The following is an 18605-nucleotide window of genomic DNA, read 5'->3' on the forward strand; positions in this document are numbered from 1 at the left end:
GCTCGCGTCAATCCTCGGGCTTGACCTGCACTCTCTTCACCGGATCAGCACTGGGTTCTTTCATTTTCACGCAGACGTAACAGGTCCCGGTGACTGGGCCGTCGTTAAAACTGTAGCGTTGGTGGTGGTCTCTTGTGTTGTAGCTCGCGGGGCGAACAACCTTGAACCCGATTTCGCGACGATGCTTGGCGTCGCTTGTGGGCTGCGCACTGATTTTGTTTTGCGTGCCGGTGACTATCGTATTGGCACCCTGCGCTTGTCGTGTGCAATAGCGAACGATCAGCGCACTCGCTTCGTGATAGCCATCGACGACGCCGCACATGTTCGGATTGAAGTCCGGCAATACCGTCGACTGTCCGGCCGACGGTGCATCAGGTCTAAGCACCTGGTTTTGTACTCTTCGTTCTGTAATCGCGAGCTCTGAATTGCCTCGGCTGTCTTGCCTGTCGAGTCCGGCAAGCGGGCATGGCCTGCTTGAGTGGGTCTCCCGCTCGCGCATCAAATCCTTTTTTGTGAAGCGGAAGGTCCCGGTCACGACCGAGTAAGTACCCTCCACCTTGCATTGGTAGTTGTGGGCATTGGCCGAAAAGGCCATCGAGAAAAGGCATGCGAAGAGTGCGGTCTGCCGTGTTGCCATCATGAAACCCCTGAGTGATTGTGCGAGTTCACTTTAGGCGGTATCCGCAGGTTGCCGCTACGGTTTTATGTGGCACAAAGTGGGAATAAAAAAAGGCAAATCTTTGATTTATTTCAGCTTATTGAATTTTCCGTGTTCCAGTCCGGCAACGGGTTGCGTCACCTCGTAATGCATGAACTCTCGCGCGCACCTCAATGGTCGGAAACGACGAGCTCTCATATTTTTGTAGCGCACATTGGCGCTCATCGACGGCAGCCTGAATGCGAGTTCCGTTCGTAGAAGGGGCTTCGGGTCCGATAAGCCCATCTCTCGAACGTTATCGAGGCTAGAGCCCCTCCTGCGCGAGCGCGGCGGTCGAATTCGTACATATGTGGGTCTGATAGGTTGTGTGAATCGACTGATTCTTATCGTTAGAACATGCGAAGACCCAGCCGGAAATGTGTCGCGGTTGAGCGCCGCATGCGATTCGGTCGCATCGCCGGCCTATGAAGACCTGTTTCGAAGCGGCGATTCAGCGCGGCGCAAATGGGTATTCGCGCTAACTCCATTGTCTAGAGCCATCGAGAACGTTCTTATTTGCATCGGCAGCGCGGCCGGCAGGTCTGGAAGGCAGGCTGCGCGCGGGTTCTACCCATTTGTTCCCGGTCCGTTCCCCGCTCACTCCTTTAACGGCGAAACCGCGCGGCATACGGTGATTTCACCGGATCGTGCCGCCGACATTGCGCGATCCGGCCACGCATCCACACCGCCATCGGCATCGCCAGGAGACACTTCATGAATCGCATGCTCGTCCGTTTCCACACCACAGCCACCGCCAAAACCACGCGCCGTATCGCCCTGCTCGCGGCGCTGCTCGCGGCACTACCCGCTGCATTCGTGTCGCAAGCACAAGTGCAAGAGGCCCCGGCGAGGCAGCGCCCGTCGCCGATCGACATGCCGCTGCCGCTGCCGCAAAAAATGCTGCCATTGGGTTGCTGTCAGTGCCTCGGCGAGCAGAAAACACTGGATCTGAGCACTGGATCCAGCAATGGATGGAGCGTCGTCAGCAGTCTGACCCCGGCCATCGCCGCTGTGCCCGCGACTATCCTGACGTCGCCGCATCCTGCGTGGAATCTTCCTACCGGCGGTGCGCAATGGGTGTCGGCCGGCACCTCGGGAGCGACTGGCCTGCCTGCAGCGACCTATACGTATCGACTGCGGTTCAAAGTCCAGAAATGCACGATACCGCAGACGGTCAAATTGACGGGCATCGCCGGTGCCGACGACATTTTCAAGGTCTTCCTGGACAGCAACCCAACGCCCGTTTCCGCGTGCAGCGGCGGATGGTGCTTCAACACGCAAAACCCGACACCATCGTTCACGGTCAATAACCTCGCGCCCGGCTCGCATGTATTGACGGTAGTCGTCGTCAATACCGGGGGACCCACCGGCATGTTCCTGAAGGCGGGGCTTGAAGGGCAGTGCCCGAAAGAACCGATCAAGTCCGATAGAGCTGCGGAGTATTCCGATAAAGCGACGGACAACTGATCAGCGCCTGGCACGCTATTCCCTGACACGCATCGCGCAAAGAGACTGCCGAAGAACCGTATATGCGGTTCGAAAAAAGCGGTGCTATAGGCGCGCAACAACACAAAGGATTTGGCATATGACGTTCCGTAATCTCATCACAGCGTTACTCACCGGTGCTGTATTGGCAGCAATCGCCAATCCTGCATTTTCCGCCAATCTATTCGCTAATCCGGGCTTCGAGACACCGGGAACATCAGCGGTGACCGTCAGGAATATTGACGGCTCGGCTGCCAGCGGTGCCGGAGGATGGTTGACGACTCATCCCATGGGGTCCTTTTGTGGCGGCCAGTGTCGACCGATCGAGTTGTGGTCGAACCACTACCTCGCTCCGGCATCACAAGGCGTGCAGATCATGGAGCTCAATTCGATCCAGCGGAATATGGTGTTCCAGGCCCTTGCCATGGCTCCGGGCGATGTCTTGAACTGGAGTTTTCATCACCGCGGTCGCGGCAGCGCAACGAGCCGGGATACGATGGAATTTCGCATCGGCATACCGTCGGGTTTGCCGGCGGGCTCCCTGCCTGCGGATGCTTACGGTTTTTCGATTGTACGCGTGGGAACCACCAACACCGGTGCGACCAATCCGCCTGCTGGCAGCGGTACGATCAATCCTCCGGCCGCGCTCGCGAATGGTTGGGTTCGGTATTCGGGCAGCTATCAACTTCCCACGACGGCCGCCGCAGGGAATCTCAACATCGGCTTCATCGATACCGGCACGTCGGGCGGCAGTGATATGGGGAATCTTGTCGACGGTGTATCGGTGGAGAAAGCTCGTGAAGTGGATCCCTGTTGCCCGCCATGGAATCCGCAAACTCTGATCGATTCGCTGCAGTACGTCGGATCGGGCAGTATCGGCGCGCCTTATACATTGAAGCTTGCGCCATCGCCGACGACGATTCAATCCATACAGCTGTACCTCAACTACATTCATTCGATCAACGCATCGTTGACCGCCCTGCAGATTGAGTTCCAACTGTACGATCAGGGCAACGGCGCCAACCCCCTTCCGCCGGGCAATAACGGTACCGGCGTCGGGCCGGTTTCCGGCATGGGTTTCAGCGCGAACAACACGTCCGTGAATTACCACACAAGCTACGCCGCTACGTCAACGGTGTACGTGGGGACAGCGACTCCGGGGACTTCCACCACGCCTTCGTCCTACCCGATGCAGGTTGGCAAGTGGTATTTGGTGCATACAGGCATGTGGACGGATGCCGGAAAATTCTTCCCCGACAAGTGCGCCAATAACGATGCCTATGTTCGGATTCAGGCGCTGCGGGGTGCAAAGATGGCAGAGGGCGGCTACGTTCTGCAGATCAGCAACGGTCGCAAAATCGTCAAGAGCGTACCGATTCGTTCGCGCTGAATCTCATCGCGAACGCTTCGGATAAGGGCATCTCAACTGTACCGCCATGTCGCGAGACCGCCGGATCTGTTTATTCGGCGGTCTCGCGCAACGCCAACGCCCCCAATTTCGAATACAGCGTTTCGGCCAATCCCGACGGAAGTTAGTTTCAATCAGCGCCAGCGTAATCGATGCGTCGGGCGTGCTTCATGGCTTCGCCTCGTTGTCTTCGCAATCCGTGCTTCCGGCGTTCGCTGTTTCGTCAGTCAGGATCGACAGCCGTTCGGCACGCCATTGATCGGTGCCACGTGCTTCGCCTGCCAGCAGCAGATCATCGCCCAACCATGCCAGCACCGGTCGTGAGCCCTGATGCCCTGTGTCGACATCCCAGACGCGGATGCAGCGGGTTTCGCGCGGATCGTCGAGCGTCGACAGTGCGATGCGATCGCCGCGCCAGCGCGCGATCCGGTCCTGTGCATCCATCGCAATCGCATCTGCCGGCGTCGATCCCGGATTGCCGATCGTACCGAGCAGCCTGCCCTGCTTGAGATCGACATCGAAGATCGTGCCGTTGTCCGTTTCGATCAGCAACCGCTGACCGTCGGCCGACAGCGCGGCGGTCTGTGCGACCGACGATTCCGGCAGCGCAATCGCCGGCAGCGTTTTCTGCCGCGCGAAATCGTAACGCGCCACTTCTTTCGCGCCGATGCCATGGCTGCTGCGGACGGCGACCAGGACATCCTGATCCTGCCACAGCAGATCGGCCACATCGGAGATCGCAAGACGCCATGTCTCGAAAGGCGGTTCCATCCATTCCTCGCGTCGGCCATCCTTCATGGCGGTAACGCGCAACCGGTCGTAATCGATCGTTGCCAGCCATCGGCCGGATGGACTGAGCGCGGTGCCGTGCACGCCGCCAGGCAGATCCTTCGGTTGGCTCGTGGCGCCGTGTCCCGCAGACGTTGCATTCGCGGGCTCGTCGAACACGCGCGTAACCGTGCGGATGGCGGTGTCGTCGTTGCGGTCGGGGTCGCCGACGAGCACCGATCGCATGTCGAAGTCCCAGGCCAGACTGTACAAACGCCGCTCGGGCAAGCGATAGCTTTCCTTCAGCGTGCCGTGTCCGGCGTCGAAGATCAGGATCGGACCCCACGTGTCGCTCACGGCCAGCAGCGATCCGTCCGGCGACAACGCTTGCGATACCGTCGCGGGCATGGGCAGCAGGATTTCCCATTCGGCGGCCTGCGCGCTCGATGCGCAGACGAATGACAGGCCGGCGAGCGAGAGGCTGCCAATGCAGAGCCATGTCCGTGGACGACGGCCGCGATCGTTCGCGGATCTTCCAGGCATTACGCAGCCGTTTCCCGCAACGCCAACGCCACCAGCTTCGCGTACAGCGTTTCGCCCAGCCCGGACGGATTCGCGTAACCCATCCGCGCCACTGCTTCGAGATCTTCCGTCGATGACGCGCGCGCGCCGATCGACGCGCGCGCGATCGTTTTCAGCTTCGTCGCACGGGTCGCGGTATTCGCTTTCAGCCAGGTCAGCGCTTTGACCAAGCGCTGTTCGACCGGCGTGAAATCGCTGCCCAGCGGGTAGTCGGGCAAGATGCCGTCGCGGCGCAGCGGCGCCAGCGCGGACTGCAGGCGTTCCGGTGTATTGCGACCGGACAGTCTGAATTTCACCAACTGGTCGTAGAGCTTGCCGTTGTGGTTGGCGGTGCCCAGCAGCGCGTGCTGGAAGCGGCTGTCGGCGATCGCCGCCATCGCCTGCACGCAGTCCTCGTCGCAGGCGCCGTGGACATCGGCGATGCCGTATTCGCTGACGTAGACATCGCGCAGATGGCGCGGAATGGTGCTGTGCCCATAATTCCAGACGATGCTGGAGATCGCGGGGCAGCCCGGTTCCTCGCGGGTCGCGCGCAGCATCAGTACCGATCGCGCCTCGGGCAGCGCATGCGCCATCGCCACGAAGTTGTATTGGCCGCCCACGCCCGAGACCACGCGGCCATCGGCAAGACCGTCCGATACCGCCGCGCCCAGCGCGGTCGCCATCATGCAGGTGTTGAAGAATCGCGCATCGTGCCGCTGCACGCGCTCCAGGGTTTCGCGTCCGCCGTAGAGTTCGTTGACTTCGCTGACCCGGCGCATGCCGATGGCGCGCTGCCCGGCTTCGTCCAGCCCGCGCAGCCAGTCGTAGAACTCGTGCGATCCCAGATAGAACGCGCCGTGCAGGTATTCGCCCTCGCGTTCGATGCGCTCGCGATCGGCGTCGCTGGCGCTGCCATCGTTGATCCGCCGCATCAGCGGTTCGTCGTCGACCACCTTGCGTCGCAGCACGCCGCCCTGCACCAGCTTGCGGAAGCCTTCGTTGATCATTTCGCTGCAGCCGTACAGGCCATGCTCGAATGCATCCAGCCCGCCGCTGGCGATCACCGCCGGGTTTCGTTCGATCTCAGGATCCAGCGCCTGCAGCACGCGTCGGTATGCGGCGTTGTCGGTGTGGCGCAGGACCAGCGCATGACACAGCGCGTCGGCCAATGCGCCGATGCCGATCTGCAGCGTGCCGCCGTCGCGCACCAGGGTGCTGGCGTAGAACCCGATCGCGTATTCGGCGTCGGCCACCGGCTGCCGAGGCAGCGCGAACAGTTTCGGATACGGCCCCGGCGGGGTCAGCACGATGTCGAAGAAATCGGCGTCGACCGCCGCGCCGTTGTCCAGCCACGGCAATTCCGGATCGACTTCGGCCACCATCAGCGGTCGCGGCAGGCCGCGCGCGAGGATCGCGTCGATCGCATCGAAAGTCAGGTCGGTGTTGGACGACAGCGACAGCCGCGAGCCATCGGCGTTCGCAGCGACTTTCTGCACCAGGCAATTGACGCCGCGTTCGGCGATGGCGCGCGCGACATGCGTGTAGTTGAGGCTGGCGTAGCGCGACTGCGCCTGGCGCGAGCGCAGCAGCGCACCGGACTGCATGTAGAACTCTTCGATCTCGATATGCGCCGGCAATGCATCGCGCTTCTGCGCCTGCACATAGGCGAGGCGCGGGAAGTCGTCGCCGAAATGACGGGTCACGAACGGCGCCAGGAACCGCTTCTGCAGATCGTTCGCCGGAACCGGCGGATCCAGCGACAGCGCGGTGTACAGATGCAGCGCGCGCGACGGGTCTTTTTCCACCCGCGCGTACAGCGCATTGAGCAGCCGGTGCGGCTTGCCGATGCCCAGCGGCGCGGCCACGTGCAGCGGGCCATCGATGCTGGCGAGGAGGGTTTCGACCGCGTCGTCGAGGTGGTCGAGGCGATGGGGCTGGGGGGCGTGCGGACTGGTCATGGCGACATCATCGCGCGGTTTGAGTCGGGTTGCCCCGGCCATGATCAAAAAAATCCACGATCAGGGCAGCAGCAACTTCCCCGCCGCGATCAACAACACCACGCCGAGTGCGTAGCGCAGGCCGCGCACCGGCAACCATTTCAGCCCGAGCTGCGTACCGATCAGCGCACCCACCGCCACCGCGCCCAGCCACAGCGGCAGCATCGCCGGCAGCGTCTGTTCCGACTGCAGCAGACCGGTCAGTGCGGTCAGCGAGTTGATCCAGACGAAGGCGACCGAGGTGCCGCTGGCTTCGCGGGTGGGCATCCAGCGTGCGAACAGCAGCAGCGGGGTGAGGAAGATCGCGCCGCCGGTGCCGGTGAGTCCGGAGAGCATGCCGATGATGCCGCCGACAAGCAGGCCGATGATCCAGGGTACCTGTCGATCGCTGGCTTGAAGATCTTCCGCTTCGGCGCGTGCGGCCGAACGGAAGACGCCGACCGCCGCGACCAGCAGTACGCCCGCCAGCAGCATCGAATAGCTTTCTTTCGGCAGTTTGATCTGCGCCGCGAAAAAAGCGGCCGGGGCCGAGGCGAGTACGAACGGCAGGATGTTGCGCCAGCGCACGAAGCCGCTGCGCCAGAAACGGAACAGGCCGATACCGCCGACCAGCAGATTCAGCGTGAGCGCGGTGGGGCGCATGTGTTCCGGCGCCAGACCGACCAGCGCCATCGCTGCCAGATAACCGCTGGCGCCCGCGTGGCCGACCGACGAATAGAGGGTGGCGACCAGCAGGAACAGCGCCGCGAGCAGGACCGCGTCGCCGCTCAAGGTTTGCCGGCTCCGGCTTTCAATGCATCGTTGAGCAGCGCAGCAAGGCGATGCCCGGCGATCCGCAATTGTTCGTCGGCGGTGGGGCGCCAGCGCGAGAAATACGCCGGTTCGATCTTCGGCTTCGACGGATAGAAGCCATCGCGCAGAACGATCCTGCACGACGCCTCGGTCCAGGCGGCGGGGTCGTCGATACCGGTGCGCGCCCATGCAGGCAGCGGCATGCGCTGCAGATGTTGCAGATAGCGGCGCTCGTTCATCCGCGCGGACGCGATGACTTCGCCATCCCAGAGCCAATGCAGATTGGTGCCCTTGCCGTCGAGCTGGATCTGGATCGTGTTGCCGCCGCGATCGCGGGCGTAACCGGCATGCAGCGGCTGGTGCGCGTCGCCGACGAAATGCACGAGGAACTTCAGCGCCTGCGCGCGCACCGCAGCGGGCTGCCGACGGTCGGCGAGCAGATCGCGCTGACGGGCGATGGCCTCGATCAGGCAATCGCCATCGGGACAATCCACCGGCGCGCGATAGCGGCAGTCGTCTTCGGCCAGATTGACGTAATGCCAGCGCGCGGAACGTTTGCCGAGATTCGGGTCGTGCTCGCGCAGGTCATCGGCCCAGTTGGCGACGCCGGCCAACGTGGGCTCGGCTTCGCCGCGCAGCAGTCGTGCGATTTCGGCGCGGGCCTGTGGGGTGAGTTCGCCGCTGGCCAGCGCGGCCACCAGGCGATGGCCTTTCGGCCCCCAGGCATGCGCGGCTGTGGGCAGGAGCACCGCCAGCAGCAGAACGATGGCGGCCCCGGGCCGTGGATGCGATGCGTGTGGGCGGGACGATGCGCCGCCGAAAAAAAAGAAACGGATCATGTGGTGGAGAGTAGCCCACATGACCCGTTTCTGCAGTTGCACTGGTGCTGCCTGTTGCCCCGGTGTCGACCGGGGCGCAGGGGTGTTGCGATCAGAACTTGAAGACGTACGCCGCGCCGTAGACCAGCGGGTCGATGTTCACGGTGCCGATGTCGGCGCCGTCGAGCTTGGCATCGGTGTCGATGTCCATCCAGCGCGCATCGACGCGGATCGAACCCTTCTCGCTGACCGCGAAATCGATACCGGCGTGCACGGCCAGACCGAAGGAATCGTCGAGTTCCAGATCGCTGCCGGCCAGCGCGCCGCTGGTGCCGGTGCTGAAGAAGCGGGTGTAATTCACGCCGAGGCCGACGAACGGCTTCACGTTGTTGCCGCCGAAGTGGTACTGCAGCGACACGGTCGGCGGCAGGTGCTTGGTCGAACCGACCCTGCCCAGGCCGACGATGTCGACGTCATGCTGGAACGGCAGCGCGGCGAGCACTTCGATACCGAGGTTGTCGCGCACGAAGTATTCGGCGGTGATGGTCGGACGGACGCTGCTGCCGACTTCGACATCGAGCGTGCCGTTGACGACGCTGCCGTTGTCGGATTTCGGGTTGACCTGATGGGCGCCGACGCCGAAGGTCCACTCACCGGCCTGTTGGGCGAAAGCGGGAGCGGCGACACCGCCGAGAACGAGGGCGAGGGCGAGCGGAGCGAAACGGTGAATCATGGGAATGCCTCCTGGGCAGTAGATGTCTGACGTACCGGATTGGCCGGCAGTATCAGGCGCCTTTCCGGGCGCGGTTTGAGAATGATCAATTTTTTAACAAATGAACAGCAGACGAGGCCTGCGGGGCGGGTTCGATCCCCGGATATCTGCCCGCCGTCACATCATCGGCGCCCAGGCCACGTCTTCGGCGTCCTCCGGGATGATCCGCTAAAATGCCCGGCTATCCCCGTCCTCACCCCCGTTCAGGAGCGTTCCGCCCATGGCGATCAAGGTTGGCATCAATGGTTTCGGCCGCATCGGCCGCAATGTCCTGCGTTCCGCCGTGCAGAATTTCGGCGGCGAGATCGAGATCGTCGGCATCAACGATCTGCTCGAACCCGACTATCTGGCCTACATGCTCCGCTACGACTCGGTCCATGGCCGCTTCAAGGGCGACGTGTCGGTCGACGGCAACACCCTGATCGTCAACGGCACCCGCATCCGCCTTACCCAGGAACGCGATCCGGCCAATCTGAAATGGGACGAAGTGGGCGCCGACATCGTCATCGAATCCACCGGCCTGTTCCTCGACAAGGCCAGCGCCGAGAAGCACCTCGCCGCAGGCGCGAAGAAAGTCATCCTGTCCGCGCCATCGAAAGACGACACGCCGATGTTCGTCTACGGCGTGAACCACCAGAAGTACGCCGGCGAAACCATCGTCTCCAACGCCTCGTGCACCACCAACTGCCTCGCGCCCGTCGCCAAGGTCATCAACGACAAGTGGGGCATCAAGCGCGGCCTGATGACCACCGTGCACGCCGCCACCGCCACGCAGAAAACCGTCGACGGCCCCAGCAACAAGGACTGGCGCGGCGGACGCGGCATCCTCGAAAACATCATTCCCTCCAGCACCGGCGCGGCCAAGGCCGTCGGCGTGGTGCTGCCGGAACTCAAAGGCAAGCTCACCGGCATGGCGTTCCGCGTGCCGACCTCCGACGTCTCGGTGGTCGACCTGACCATCGAACTGGAAAAGCCTGCCACCTACGCCGAGATCTGCGCCGAAATGAAAGCGCAGTCCGAAGGCGCACTCAAAGGCGTGCTGGGCTATACCGAAGACAAGGTCGTCGCCACCGATTTCGTCGGCGACACCCGCACCTCCATCTTCGATGCCGACGCCGGCATCGCCCTCGACAGCACCTTCGTCAAACTCGTCTCGTGGTACGACAACGAATGGGGCTATTCCACCAAGTGTCTTGAGATGGTGAAGGTGATTGCTGGGAAGTAAGCAACGCGGGGATTGGGTAGGGTGGGGTGAGCGTAGCGAACCCCACCATCGGCAAACCCCAACATCGCAGCCTGTTTGTCACGAAAGCGCCTTAGGGCGCTTTTGTGTTTTTTTTGGGTGGGATAGTGGTTATGTGCCTAATCTTTAGTGGCAACCATTGTGTAAATGGCAGCAGTTACGATCTGATCCACTGATCCACAATTCTTGTGGATTCGGCAACACTAACATATACGCCGCAATCTGTTTTCAAGCGCTCAATGCTTTCTAATAATCGCGCGGTTCTAACGGGTGAAGATCTACCCAGTGAATTAATCGCATCCTGGTAAAAAGAAATAGCGAGCTTGTACTCGCTTTTGGACTCTAATACTTCTCCAATCCATTGCCTGGCATATGCTCTATTTCCGCTTAAGTCTGGGGCCGTGTCACCTTGTAGAGCGCGAATCGATTTTTTATAACAAACTAGCGCGCCATCAAAATCTTTGACTAAGTGTAAACATCTGCCGACATTGCCGAGTGTCGGTCCATCATCAAGTGCAACATTGCTGTTTGAGTCTATTAAATCTGCCAAGGCATAACTTTTCAAAAAATATTTTAAAGCAGCACGCGGGTCTCCATTGTCTCGTTGGGCCAAAGCCAAGCTGTGAGCGCAATCAAAGGAAGTATCAACATTGGTCTCGTTCTTCAGCGAATCTCCTTGGGATGCCCATTCGATAGCCTGTGAGAAATTCAAACGAACCCAATATGAGTGCGCTTTGATATCACAATACTTGATAAATCGAGCGGTTTTCTTTGGTATCGTCAATTCAAACCTAGATAACAGCTCGTCAGCTTTGTCATGCTCACCTAGTTGATCAAATGCGTTGACTGTGGCGCCAATAAGGTGATCGAATCTCTTGAATTTTGTGGCAGCAGTCTCCCAATCAATTGATTCAAATAGAATGCGCGAAATACGTATGAACTCTTCGATATGCCCTCCGCCAAGCATTACATCTTCGACTTTATGCAGGGTGTCGAAGGCTTGTTCGTGGAGTCCAGCTGTTATTTCAAGTTCCGCTTTTTGTGACCAGCGTTCTAGCATGGGAAGCGGCAAAAAAGCGCTTAGCATTGATTCAATCGAGCCAATAATGAATTCGTACTGAGTGAGAACCACTCTTATGAAACCACTGCGTTCATTCCGTTCAAAACGTGCTCTGATGAATTGCCTAACAAGAGGGTGGAGGTCATATAAGTCAGGGGCGTTCGTTTCCGGCTTAACTACGATAAGGTTTAGTGAAATTAGTGATTTCAGAGACTTCTTGAATTTATTGTAGTTCAATTCTGAAGAGACAAATTTCTCAATCGTATTCTCTGTCTCTGGGCGCATTGTTTCAGCCATAAATCTAAGAACCATTTGTTCTCTTTGAGCAAGAGTATCCCAGATCGAAGATAACACGTCAGGGCCATCGCCTCGTCCACGGCGTAGATTATCTAAGAGTTTTCTTAGAGTAGTTCCGGGAACTTTTGCCACTTGAGTAGCCATCAGGTCTAGCCAAAAGGCATGCCCTTTTGTAAGGGTGTGCGCCTCTTTAATTTCAATTTCAGGCACAAATTCACCATTTGCTCTTTTCTTAAAAAGCTCGATTGCCTCATCTTCAGAAATGCCTTGCACGGAAAACGTAATAATTTCTGAAGAATCATAATGTATATCAGGTCTGCACGTGATTATTAATCGGTTTGAAGTCGCGTTGTTTGATAGCTTTCCAACAAGAGTATCGAGAATTCCTGTGAATTTTTTAAATTCCAAGTCAACGTACTTATCTACGTTGTCAAATACGAATATGGACTTTGAGTTTTTAGTTATATCTATCAATAATTCTGATATTTCAATATCAGATAGCTCGCAAATTTCTTCTGATTTAATGGAGCCCCCGCTGTAGCGGGAAATTATTTCTGTAATTTGGGTTCTTATTCTATCCCCCTCTTCTTTGCAGTCACGCCAATCCCATCTTTCAAAATTTATCTTTTCCTCCATGGATATCTGCAAATATCTGGCAGCCAAGACTGATTTTCCTTGGCCGCCAATTCCGCAAAAAGCAACCACCTTGGCGTTGGAAGTCTCAAGTGATCTAAGCTCGGCTTCGCGACCTACCCACACGTCAATGTTTGGTGGGCGATCGCATTCCAGAGTCGGTAGTTTGAAGGGTTTCGTTTTATGTATTTCTCTCTCTGAATCGATCATATTTGACCGCGATACGGCTGAATTCTCCTGCCCACCAATATTTTTATTTTTATGCCATGCTGCTAAAAGATCAGGGATAAAAGTATGGCAATTTATTCCCGCGTAAAAAGTTACTCGATTGCGATTAATCCCGGAGGCGAGTGATTCTAATAGATAATCAGAAAATTTGGGCTGATCTTCATAGGCGGCCCAGAGTATTTCAGGGAATAGATTGTTGTTGCTTACAAGGCCGTTAAGAGCGCCTGTGAATATATCTGGCCAGCCTCCATACGCTAGAACGACCACAATCTTATCTTCAAGAAGTTTCAATAGTGAATTCTTTAGTGTTGGCCTGCCGTGTAATAACTGCTCTCCAGTATGAAGAGTGTCGTTGCCATGCCAATAGCCATGAATGTGAATGACTTGACAGCCATTTGCTGTGCTATTTTCTATCGCCCCATCGGCCGATAACGATGTTCTCCATGCTGAGCCGCCATGCTTGTTGATGGCAACCTCTATCAGTGGGTCGAAATTGGATGTAACTACTGCCTTGCCGAAGGTTTCTGGAAAATCAGCGATTAACTGACCAAGCGCATCAACGCCTGGGCTTAGATGCCAGCAGCGCGCATCTTTGTCTAAGTTTGCAAGCTGGTCGTTTGTTAGAGAGCAAATAGTATGTTTAGAGATATTATTTTTATTAATTAATAGAGCGCCTGAAACAGCTTGCTTAACTATTTTGTTGGCTGCATCTTGCCCTCTACCTCCTGTGAGAAATTTGAATGCAGACTGATATCTGTTCTTTGATGTTGACAACTCTCTATCTAAAGCTTCAAGTCGAGCTGGTCTTGCAAGGAACTGATCGCGGATAAGTTCTACGACTGACTGAACATTTGCAATTCCATAGCGGCTATCCCCATGTGGTGCTGTCATGGGCGAACCTGTTACAAAAATAACTTTTTTCCCCGATCCTATTACTCCATCAGAAAGCCTGTCTAGCAACGCCTCTTTATCGTAAAGCTGCAGTCTATTGTCGATCATTGAGATGGTTTCCACTTTCTTCTTAGATTGGTAGGCCAAGGATTTTATTGATAAATGTCTTTTTGATTTAGTCGACAAAGTCGTGCGCAAAGTTGTGGCTAATTGCGAGGTGCTGTGGCCTTGATTTTTGTCAGATAAGTTTTCGAGAATCCATTTGTCGGAATTTTCTAGCAACCTGTCAAAACTGACAGCTTTACAAAAGCACTGTGGGCTGGGTCATCAGTAGTCAGCGAGTAGTCCGGGTAAGGTCGAAGACCGCACTCGGGGCTTTTGATCATTAACCGTCACCGAGGCTTGGCAGCTTGCGTTTTCCCGGGTGCGTGCTGCGCACTTACCCGGGCTACGATAAAGGCCGTAATGCGCATACGTGCAGAGGGCACAAGCGAAGCGTCATGCACCATTTCTTGGCATTCGGCGGTTGCGATGCTCCCTTGGCGCATGACGCCTTCGGCTTATGCGCCCTACGAAAGCGGGTTCGTGTGTCCGCTCCTGGCCGAAAGTCGCCTTGGCTGCTAGGCGGTAGGCTGCCGCGATCCTTGGCGACCTGAAAAACCTATTGGAAGCAGTTTTTTCAGCAACCTGTCAGAGCGCAGCCGCGTGCGCCAATCCCGTCACCACGCCCAGCGACGCGTTGCCCATGACCAGCTCCGCATCCGGGAACATCTCCCTCACGAGCTGCGGCACATAGGGCGAGCGCGACATGCCGCCGGTGAGATAGACCGTCTCCGGCGGCTGCGTCAGTTCGGCCATGGCGCTCTCCATGAGCGTGCGCACATGGCGGAGGAACGGTGACGCGGCATCGTCGAGGCGTGCGGAGTCGAGGGTCCCGATCAAGCCTGTCTCGATGAAATCGAGATCCAGCGTTACGCACTCGGTTTGGCTCAATTGGATCTTGGCGCGCTCAACGGCACGATTCAGGCGAACGGTTTGGCCCGGCGCCCTCAGGCTTTCCAGACGCTGGCCATAGGGCGCTTCGACATGCGCGAACGAGGCCTCGCGGAACCGGGCCTGACGCTGCAGGTCCTGCACGGCGGACGCTTCGTAGAAGCGGTGCACCGGCGTGTCGGTGACGTTTTTCCCGAACAGCGGCATGACCGAGCGCATGCTCAGCTCGATGTCCACATCGGTTCCGCCCACCGGCTCGCCCCATGCGCCATGCACGACAGGTGCGTTTTCCGCACCGCCGACATCGGCAAGGGCGATGTCCGTCGTTCCACCGCCGATGTCGAGGATCAGCGTCCTGCGGGGGCGTTCGTTGCGCTGGTGATAGCCGTACGCAGCCGCTGCCGGTTCTTCGAGGAACGCCACATCGTCGAAGCCCGCGGCATACGCCGCGTCGGTCAGTATTTCGAGCGCCTGTACGCCGCCTGCTTCTTTCATCGAGCTTCGGAATCGCACCGGGCGCCCCAGGAGGGCCGCCCTGACGTCGCGACCGAGCTGCGCGCTCGCCGTAAGCCGGATATGCCGCAGCAACTGTGTGGCGATACCCAACAGTGTGTCGCGCGCATGCGCCTCCAGCCGGTAGCCCAGCATGGACTTCGGAGAGACCACCAACTGGCCCGTGCTCTCCTCGATGAAGGCATCGACCGCCTCTTCGCCATAAAGCGCGTGCTGCAGGTCCACGCGCTCGAGCATGGCCTTGCGCATCTCCAGGGCCGCCCAGCGCCGACGCACGAGCGCGCGCGCGTCGCGCTCCAGTTCCGGCTCGCTTCGAACGCGCGGCGAGGGAATCATGCCCAGCTCGCGTGACCGCTGGGGTTCGGGGCGCTGCATCGCCTGCTCGCGGCGTGCACGAAGGTCCGCATGCAGCATGGCCTGATCGCGCCGGAATTCTCCCATCAGCCTCCGGGTCTCGTCGTGCATGTCGTCGGTGAGTACGAAGTCGGACAGGTCCGGTAGCCGTTGCGGGAAATAAACCGTGGTACGGAACTGCAGGTCGTCGCCAAACCGGATCAACTGCAACTCGCCATCGATCACAGCACCGGCGGCCGAATAGCTCGTGCCGAAGTCGATTCCGATGCGCATGCACTTCCCGAAAAGCAATGATGAGGCAGACCATTCTGCCGCAAACGGTGCCGCTTGGTGTCCGTTGGATCAATCGAGCCTGCTGTGTCTGCTTCGGGTTCTGCGCGTTCCACGCCGCATACCAAGGCCGTAAGGCGCATACGTGTAAGGTGCATAAGCGAAGCGTCATGCACCATTTCTTGGCATTCCCGGGTCTCGCCGATGGCGAGACCCGGGCTACGAAAAGCCGGGTATGTGTCTATTTCGTCACGCCATGTTTCGGCTGTCTGCCCCTCATCCGGCCTTCGGCCACCTTCTCCCCACGATGCGGGTTTGTAGCTGTATTTCACACACTATCGAACGCATGTCTGTCTAGTTCCCGTTGTTGTACATTTCCCCATCCCGCCCCGGATGGCCGCACACAGGTGAATCGATGCGACTCAGGCCGTGGATGCCGCTCATCATCAGTGTCGTTGCGATCACCGCCGCGCTGCTGTACTGGCGGCACTGGATCCACGAGCAGCGCGCGCTCGAAAAGGCGCAAGCGCGGGCGCAGGTCGCGAAGCGCAGCGTGAAGCGAGATCGCGCGGCGCATCCGGCGCCGTTGCCCGGTGCGAAGCATGTCGAGAGTGCGCACTATGCGATCACGACGACCGCCGACGCGGCGCAGACGCAGCGTGTCGTTGATGCGGTGGAGGCGCTTCATGTCGCGTACGGTCGGTTGTTTTCGGCGCATGTGGCGCCAGCGGCGGATCGCGACAGACTGAAGCTCACGCTCTATGCCTATCGGGAACAGTTCAAGGCGAACAACTACAGCATGCCGTGGGCGGAAGCCTATTACCTGCGGCCGGTCTGCTACGCCTACTATGCCAAGAGCGAGCGCAACCCGTATCACTGGATGATCCACGAGGCCACGCATCAGTTGAACGCGGAGGTCGCGGGTTTCCGGAAAGCGAAATGGATCGACGAAGGCCTGGCGACGTATTTCGGCACGAGTCGATTGGAACGGGGTCGACTGGTACCCGGCACGATCGATCCGGATACCTATCCGGTCTGGTGGCTCACGAACGCAGGGTTGACGGGCAGTCTCGACGACGACATCGAAGCCGGTCGCTGGATACCGATCCGCGCGATCATCACCGGCAAAGATGCGCCCAACATCAACAGCAACGTCAATCGCTATTACATCCAGTACTGGAGCCTGAGCCATTTCCTGTTCCACTACGAGAATGGCCGCTACGCCGCCGCATACAAGCGCCTGATCGCCGAAGGCGGCTCGCTGAAGAATTTCGAGACGATGATCGGGCCTGCCGACAAGATCGAATATCAGTGGTACCGCTATCTTCAAGGAAAGATCCAGGAGATGACGCCGACGGTCGACGCTGATGGCGTGACCACGATTGTGCGGAGCCGGTAGTGTCGTCGGCGGGGTGTCGCATCGCGACACCTGGGGGAGCGGTCGCCGCGATGCCACGCATCGAATATCAACCGGGTTTGCTGCCACATGTCTGCCTGCCGAGCTCCCGGGTCTCGCCGATGGCGAAACCCGGGCTACGAAATCGGCGCGGAGCCATGGCGGGCCAGTGGATCACCAGGAGGTCGTGCGGATGCGTGCAGAACCCATGCGTCGGATTCGTCGAGGGTTGTTTTTCCGGATGTCGGTGCTGCTCGGGATCGGATCGCTGCTGGCCGGATGCATCGATCGCGAGATTCTCGAATACGAACCGGTCGCTCTCGATCTGGACGGCAAGAGCGAGCTGCATATTTCGACCTGCCCGGCGGGATTCCCCCGGAGGATTTCGGGCATTCCGTTCCTGTACAAGACCACTCGAACCCCGGAATCGGTTTTCTTCCAGGTGTTCGTCAGGGACATCCAGAAAAAGTCGGCCCGAACACCCACGTCGAGTCCATCCGGATCCATTCGTTTTCCTACCGGATCGACAACGATGCGCCTGTCGTACTGAGTTCGCAGTACGACGGCCACTTCTGGATGCAGGAACAGAACCACGACAACAACGGTGAGATCAAGCCGGTCCCGTGGGTATCCGGCAAGCCGCTCGCCATCGACATTTCGCTCACCCTCAATGGCAAGGATTACGCATTGAAGACGCGAATGCGGCCCATCATGCGCGAGAAGACCGGGTCGCTCGTGGCGCATGAATTGCTTCGATGACATCGCCGTAGCCCGGGTAAGCGAAGCGCACCCGGGCGAACGACGGGAAACCCCCGGATGCGGCCCGCGGCCTTGAATTTTTTGACGCGTGTGCTGACATTGCGCCCAAAAAAAAACAGAGACGCCATTGCTGGCGCCCCTGGTTTTCGATGCGGTGGATGGATCATCCATGCCTCATCTGTTGCGGTCCGCCTGTGGTGGACAGCGCTGCGTCTGGATCGCTGTTATCCAGCGGGTGCTTGGTCGCGACAGTGTCGAGGGTGTCGCACCGGGATCGCCGCGATTTGCAAGCCGGCAATCGGATCGTGGCGCATGCTCATGTCACGCTGACCGAAGGGTCAGTCGGCGGATCGGCGTAGCGCCTGGTTCAGCGCTTGCTGTCGCCGGAGGCTTTCGGTTCGTCGGCCTTCACGGTCGGCTTGTCGGTACCGGTCTTGTGGTCATCTTCCTTCACCGCCGGCTTGGCGCTGGGGTTCGACGGGTTGGACGGGTTCGGCGACGGGGCCTTCATCGGCGGATTCTGGTTTTCTTTCTGGTCGCTCTGGCTCATGGGTGTTTCCTTGGGGGACGTGCACTGATCGCGCACATCCAGAAGCATTGCAATGTTCGTGCCAGATGGGGTTCTCTGCCGATTCAACCACTTGGCGACGATGCGCACGCTTCGCGT

At 58.8% G+C, this 18605-nt stretch carries 15 protein-coding genes; 6 read left to right on the forward strand and 9 right to left on the reverse strand.

The annotated features are described in order from the left end of the window. Positions 1-7 precede the first annotated feature (7 nt). Positions 8-637, reverse strand: a complete 630-nt coding sequence (locus tag HOP03_10325; GenBank protein ID NOT88569.1) for a hypothetical protein — start codon at positions 635-637, stop codon at positions 8-10. A gap of 774 nt (positions 638-1411) precedes the next feature. Between HOP03_10325 and HOP03_10330 the strand changes: the two genes are divergently transcribed. Together HOP03_10330 and HOP03_10335 are read left to right on the forward strand one after the other, a co-directional pair. Continuing rightward, on the forward strand, positions 1412-2164 hold the full coding sequence (locus HOP03_10330; protein NOT88570.1) for a hypothetical protein: 753 nt from the start codon (positions 1412-1414) through the stop codon (positions 2162-2164). A gap of 118 nt (positions 2165-2282) precedes the next feature. Next, entirely contained in the window at positions 2283-3572 is a 1290-nt protein-coding gene (locus HOP03_10335; GenBank protein ID NOT88571.1) for a hypothetical protein, read from the forward strand. Positions 3573-3758: 186 nt separating this feature from the next. Here the strand turns inward: HOP03_10335 and HOP03_10340 are convergent, their stop codons facing one another. The 5 genes from HOP03_10340 to HOP03_10360 form a co-directional block, all read right to left on the reverse strand. Continuing rightward, positions 3759-4901 (reverse strand): hypothetical protein, encoded by a 1143-nt coding sequence (locus tag HOP03_10340; protein NOT88572.1) that lies wholly within the window; start codon positions 4899-4901, stop codon positions 3759-3761. After that, the gene (locus HOP03_10345) at positions 4901-6880 is read right to left on the reverse strand and encodes an acetyl-CoA hydrolase (protein NOT88573.1); all 1980 of its coding nucleotides are present in this window, start codon (positions 6878-6880) and stop codon (positions 4901-4903) included. Before HOP03_10345 ends, HOP03_10340 begins: the two co-directional genes overlap by 1 nt. A 60-nt stretch (positions 6881-6940) precedes the next feature. Then, positions 6941-7690, reverse strand: a complete 750-nt coding sequence (locus tag HOP03_10350) for a sulfite exporter TauE/SafE family protein (protein NOT88574.1) — start codon at positions 7688-7690, stop codon at positions 6941-6943. Next, complete coding sequence (locus HOP03_10355; protein NOT88575.1) at positions 7687-8550, reverse strand: S1/P1 nuclease; 864 nt, start codon at positions 8548-8550, stop codon at positions 7687-7689. Before HOP03_10355 ends, HOP03_10350 begins: the two co-directional genes overlap by 4 nt. 91 nt (positions 8551-8641) lie before the next feature. Further along, on the reverse strand, positions 8642-9262 hold the full coding sequence (locus HOP03_10360; protein ID NOT88576.1) for an OmpW family protein: 621 nt from the start codon (positions 9260-9262) through the stop codon (positions 8642-8644). A 259-nt stretch (positions 9263-9521) separates the two neighbouring features. Between HOP03_10360 and gap the strand changes: the two genes are divergently transcribed. Next, positions 9522-10526: a type I glyceraldehyde-3-phosphate dehydrogenase gene (gene gap / locus HOP03_10365; GenBank protein ID NOT88577.1), complete on the forward strand. Its 1005-nt coding sequence runs from the start codon at positions 9522-9524 to the stop codon at positions 10524-10526. A gap of 175 nt (positions 10527-10701) precedes the next feature. Here the strand turns inward: gap and HOP03_10370 are convergent, their stop codons facing one another. Together HOP03_10370 and HOP03_10375 are read right to left on the reverse strand one after the other, a co-directional pair. After that, entirely contained in the window at positions 10702-13935 is a 3234-nt protein-coding gene (locus HOP03_10370) for a hypothetical protein (protein ID NOT88578.1), read from the reverse strand. A 408-nt stretch (positions 13936-14343) separates the two neighbouring features. Then, positions 14344-15786: an Hsp70 family protein gene (locus HOP03_10375; protein NOT88579.1), complete on the reverse strand. Its 1443-nt coding sequence runs from the start codon at positions 15784-15786 to the stop codon at positions 14344-14346. 412 nt (positions 15787-16198) lie between these two features. On the opposite strand from HOP03_10375, the gene HOP03_10380 reads away from it, so the two are divergent. From HOP03_10380 to HOP03_10390, 3 genes are all read left to right on the forward strand, one after another. Then, entirely contained in the window at positions 16199-17182 is a 984-nt protein-coding gene (locus tag HOP03_10380; protein NOT88580.1) for a DUF1570 domain-containing protein, read from the forward strand. 190 nt (positions 17183-17372) lie between these two features. Next, entirely contained in the window at positions 17373-17729 is a 357-nt protein-coding gene (locus tag HOP03_10385) for a hypothetical protein (GenBank protein NOT88581.1), read from the forward strand. A 26-nt stretch (positions 17730-17755) separates the two neighbouring features. Continuing rightward, complete coding sequence (locus HOP03_10390) at positions 17756-17938, forward strand: hypothetical protein (protein ID NOT88582.1); 183 nt, start codon at positions 17756-17758, stop codon at positions 17936-17938. Between the two features lie 367 nt (positions 17939-18305). Here the strand turns inward: HOP03_10390 and HOP03_10395 are convergent, their stop codons facing one another. Further along, positions 18306-18488, reverse strand: coding sequence for a hypothetical protein (locus HOP03_10395; GenBank protein ID NOT88583.1), 183 nt, complete (start codon positions 18486-18488; stop codon positions 18306-18308). Positions 18489-18605 lie beyond the last annotated feature (117 nt).

The organism is Lysobacter sp. (assembly GCA_013141175.1).
Taxonomy (GTDB): domain Bacteria; phylum Pseudomonadota; class Gammaproteobacteria; order Xanthomonadales; family Xanthomonadaceae; genus Lysobacter_I.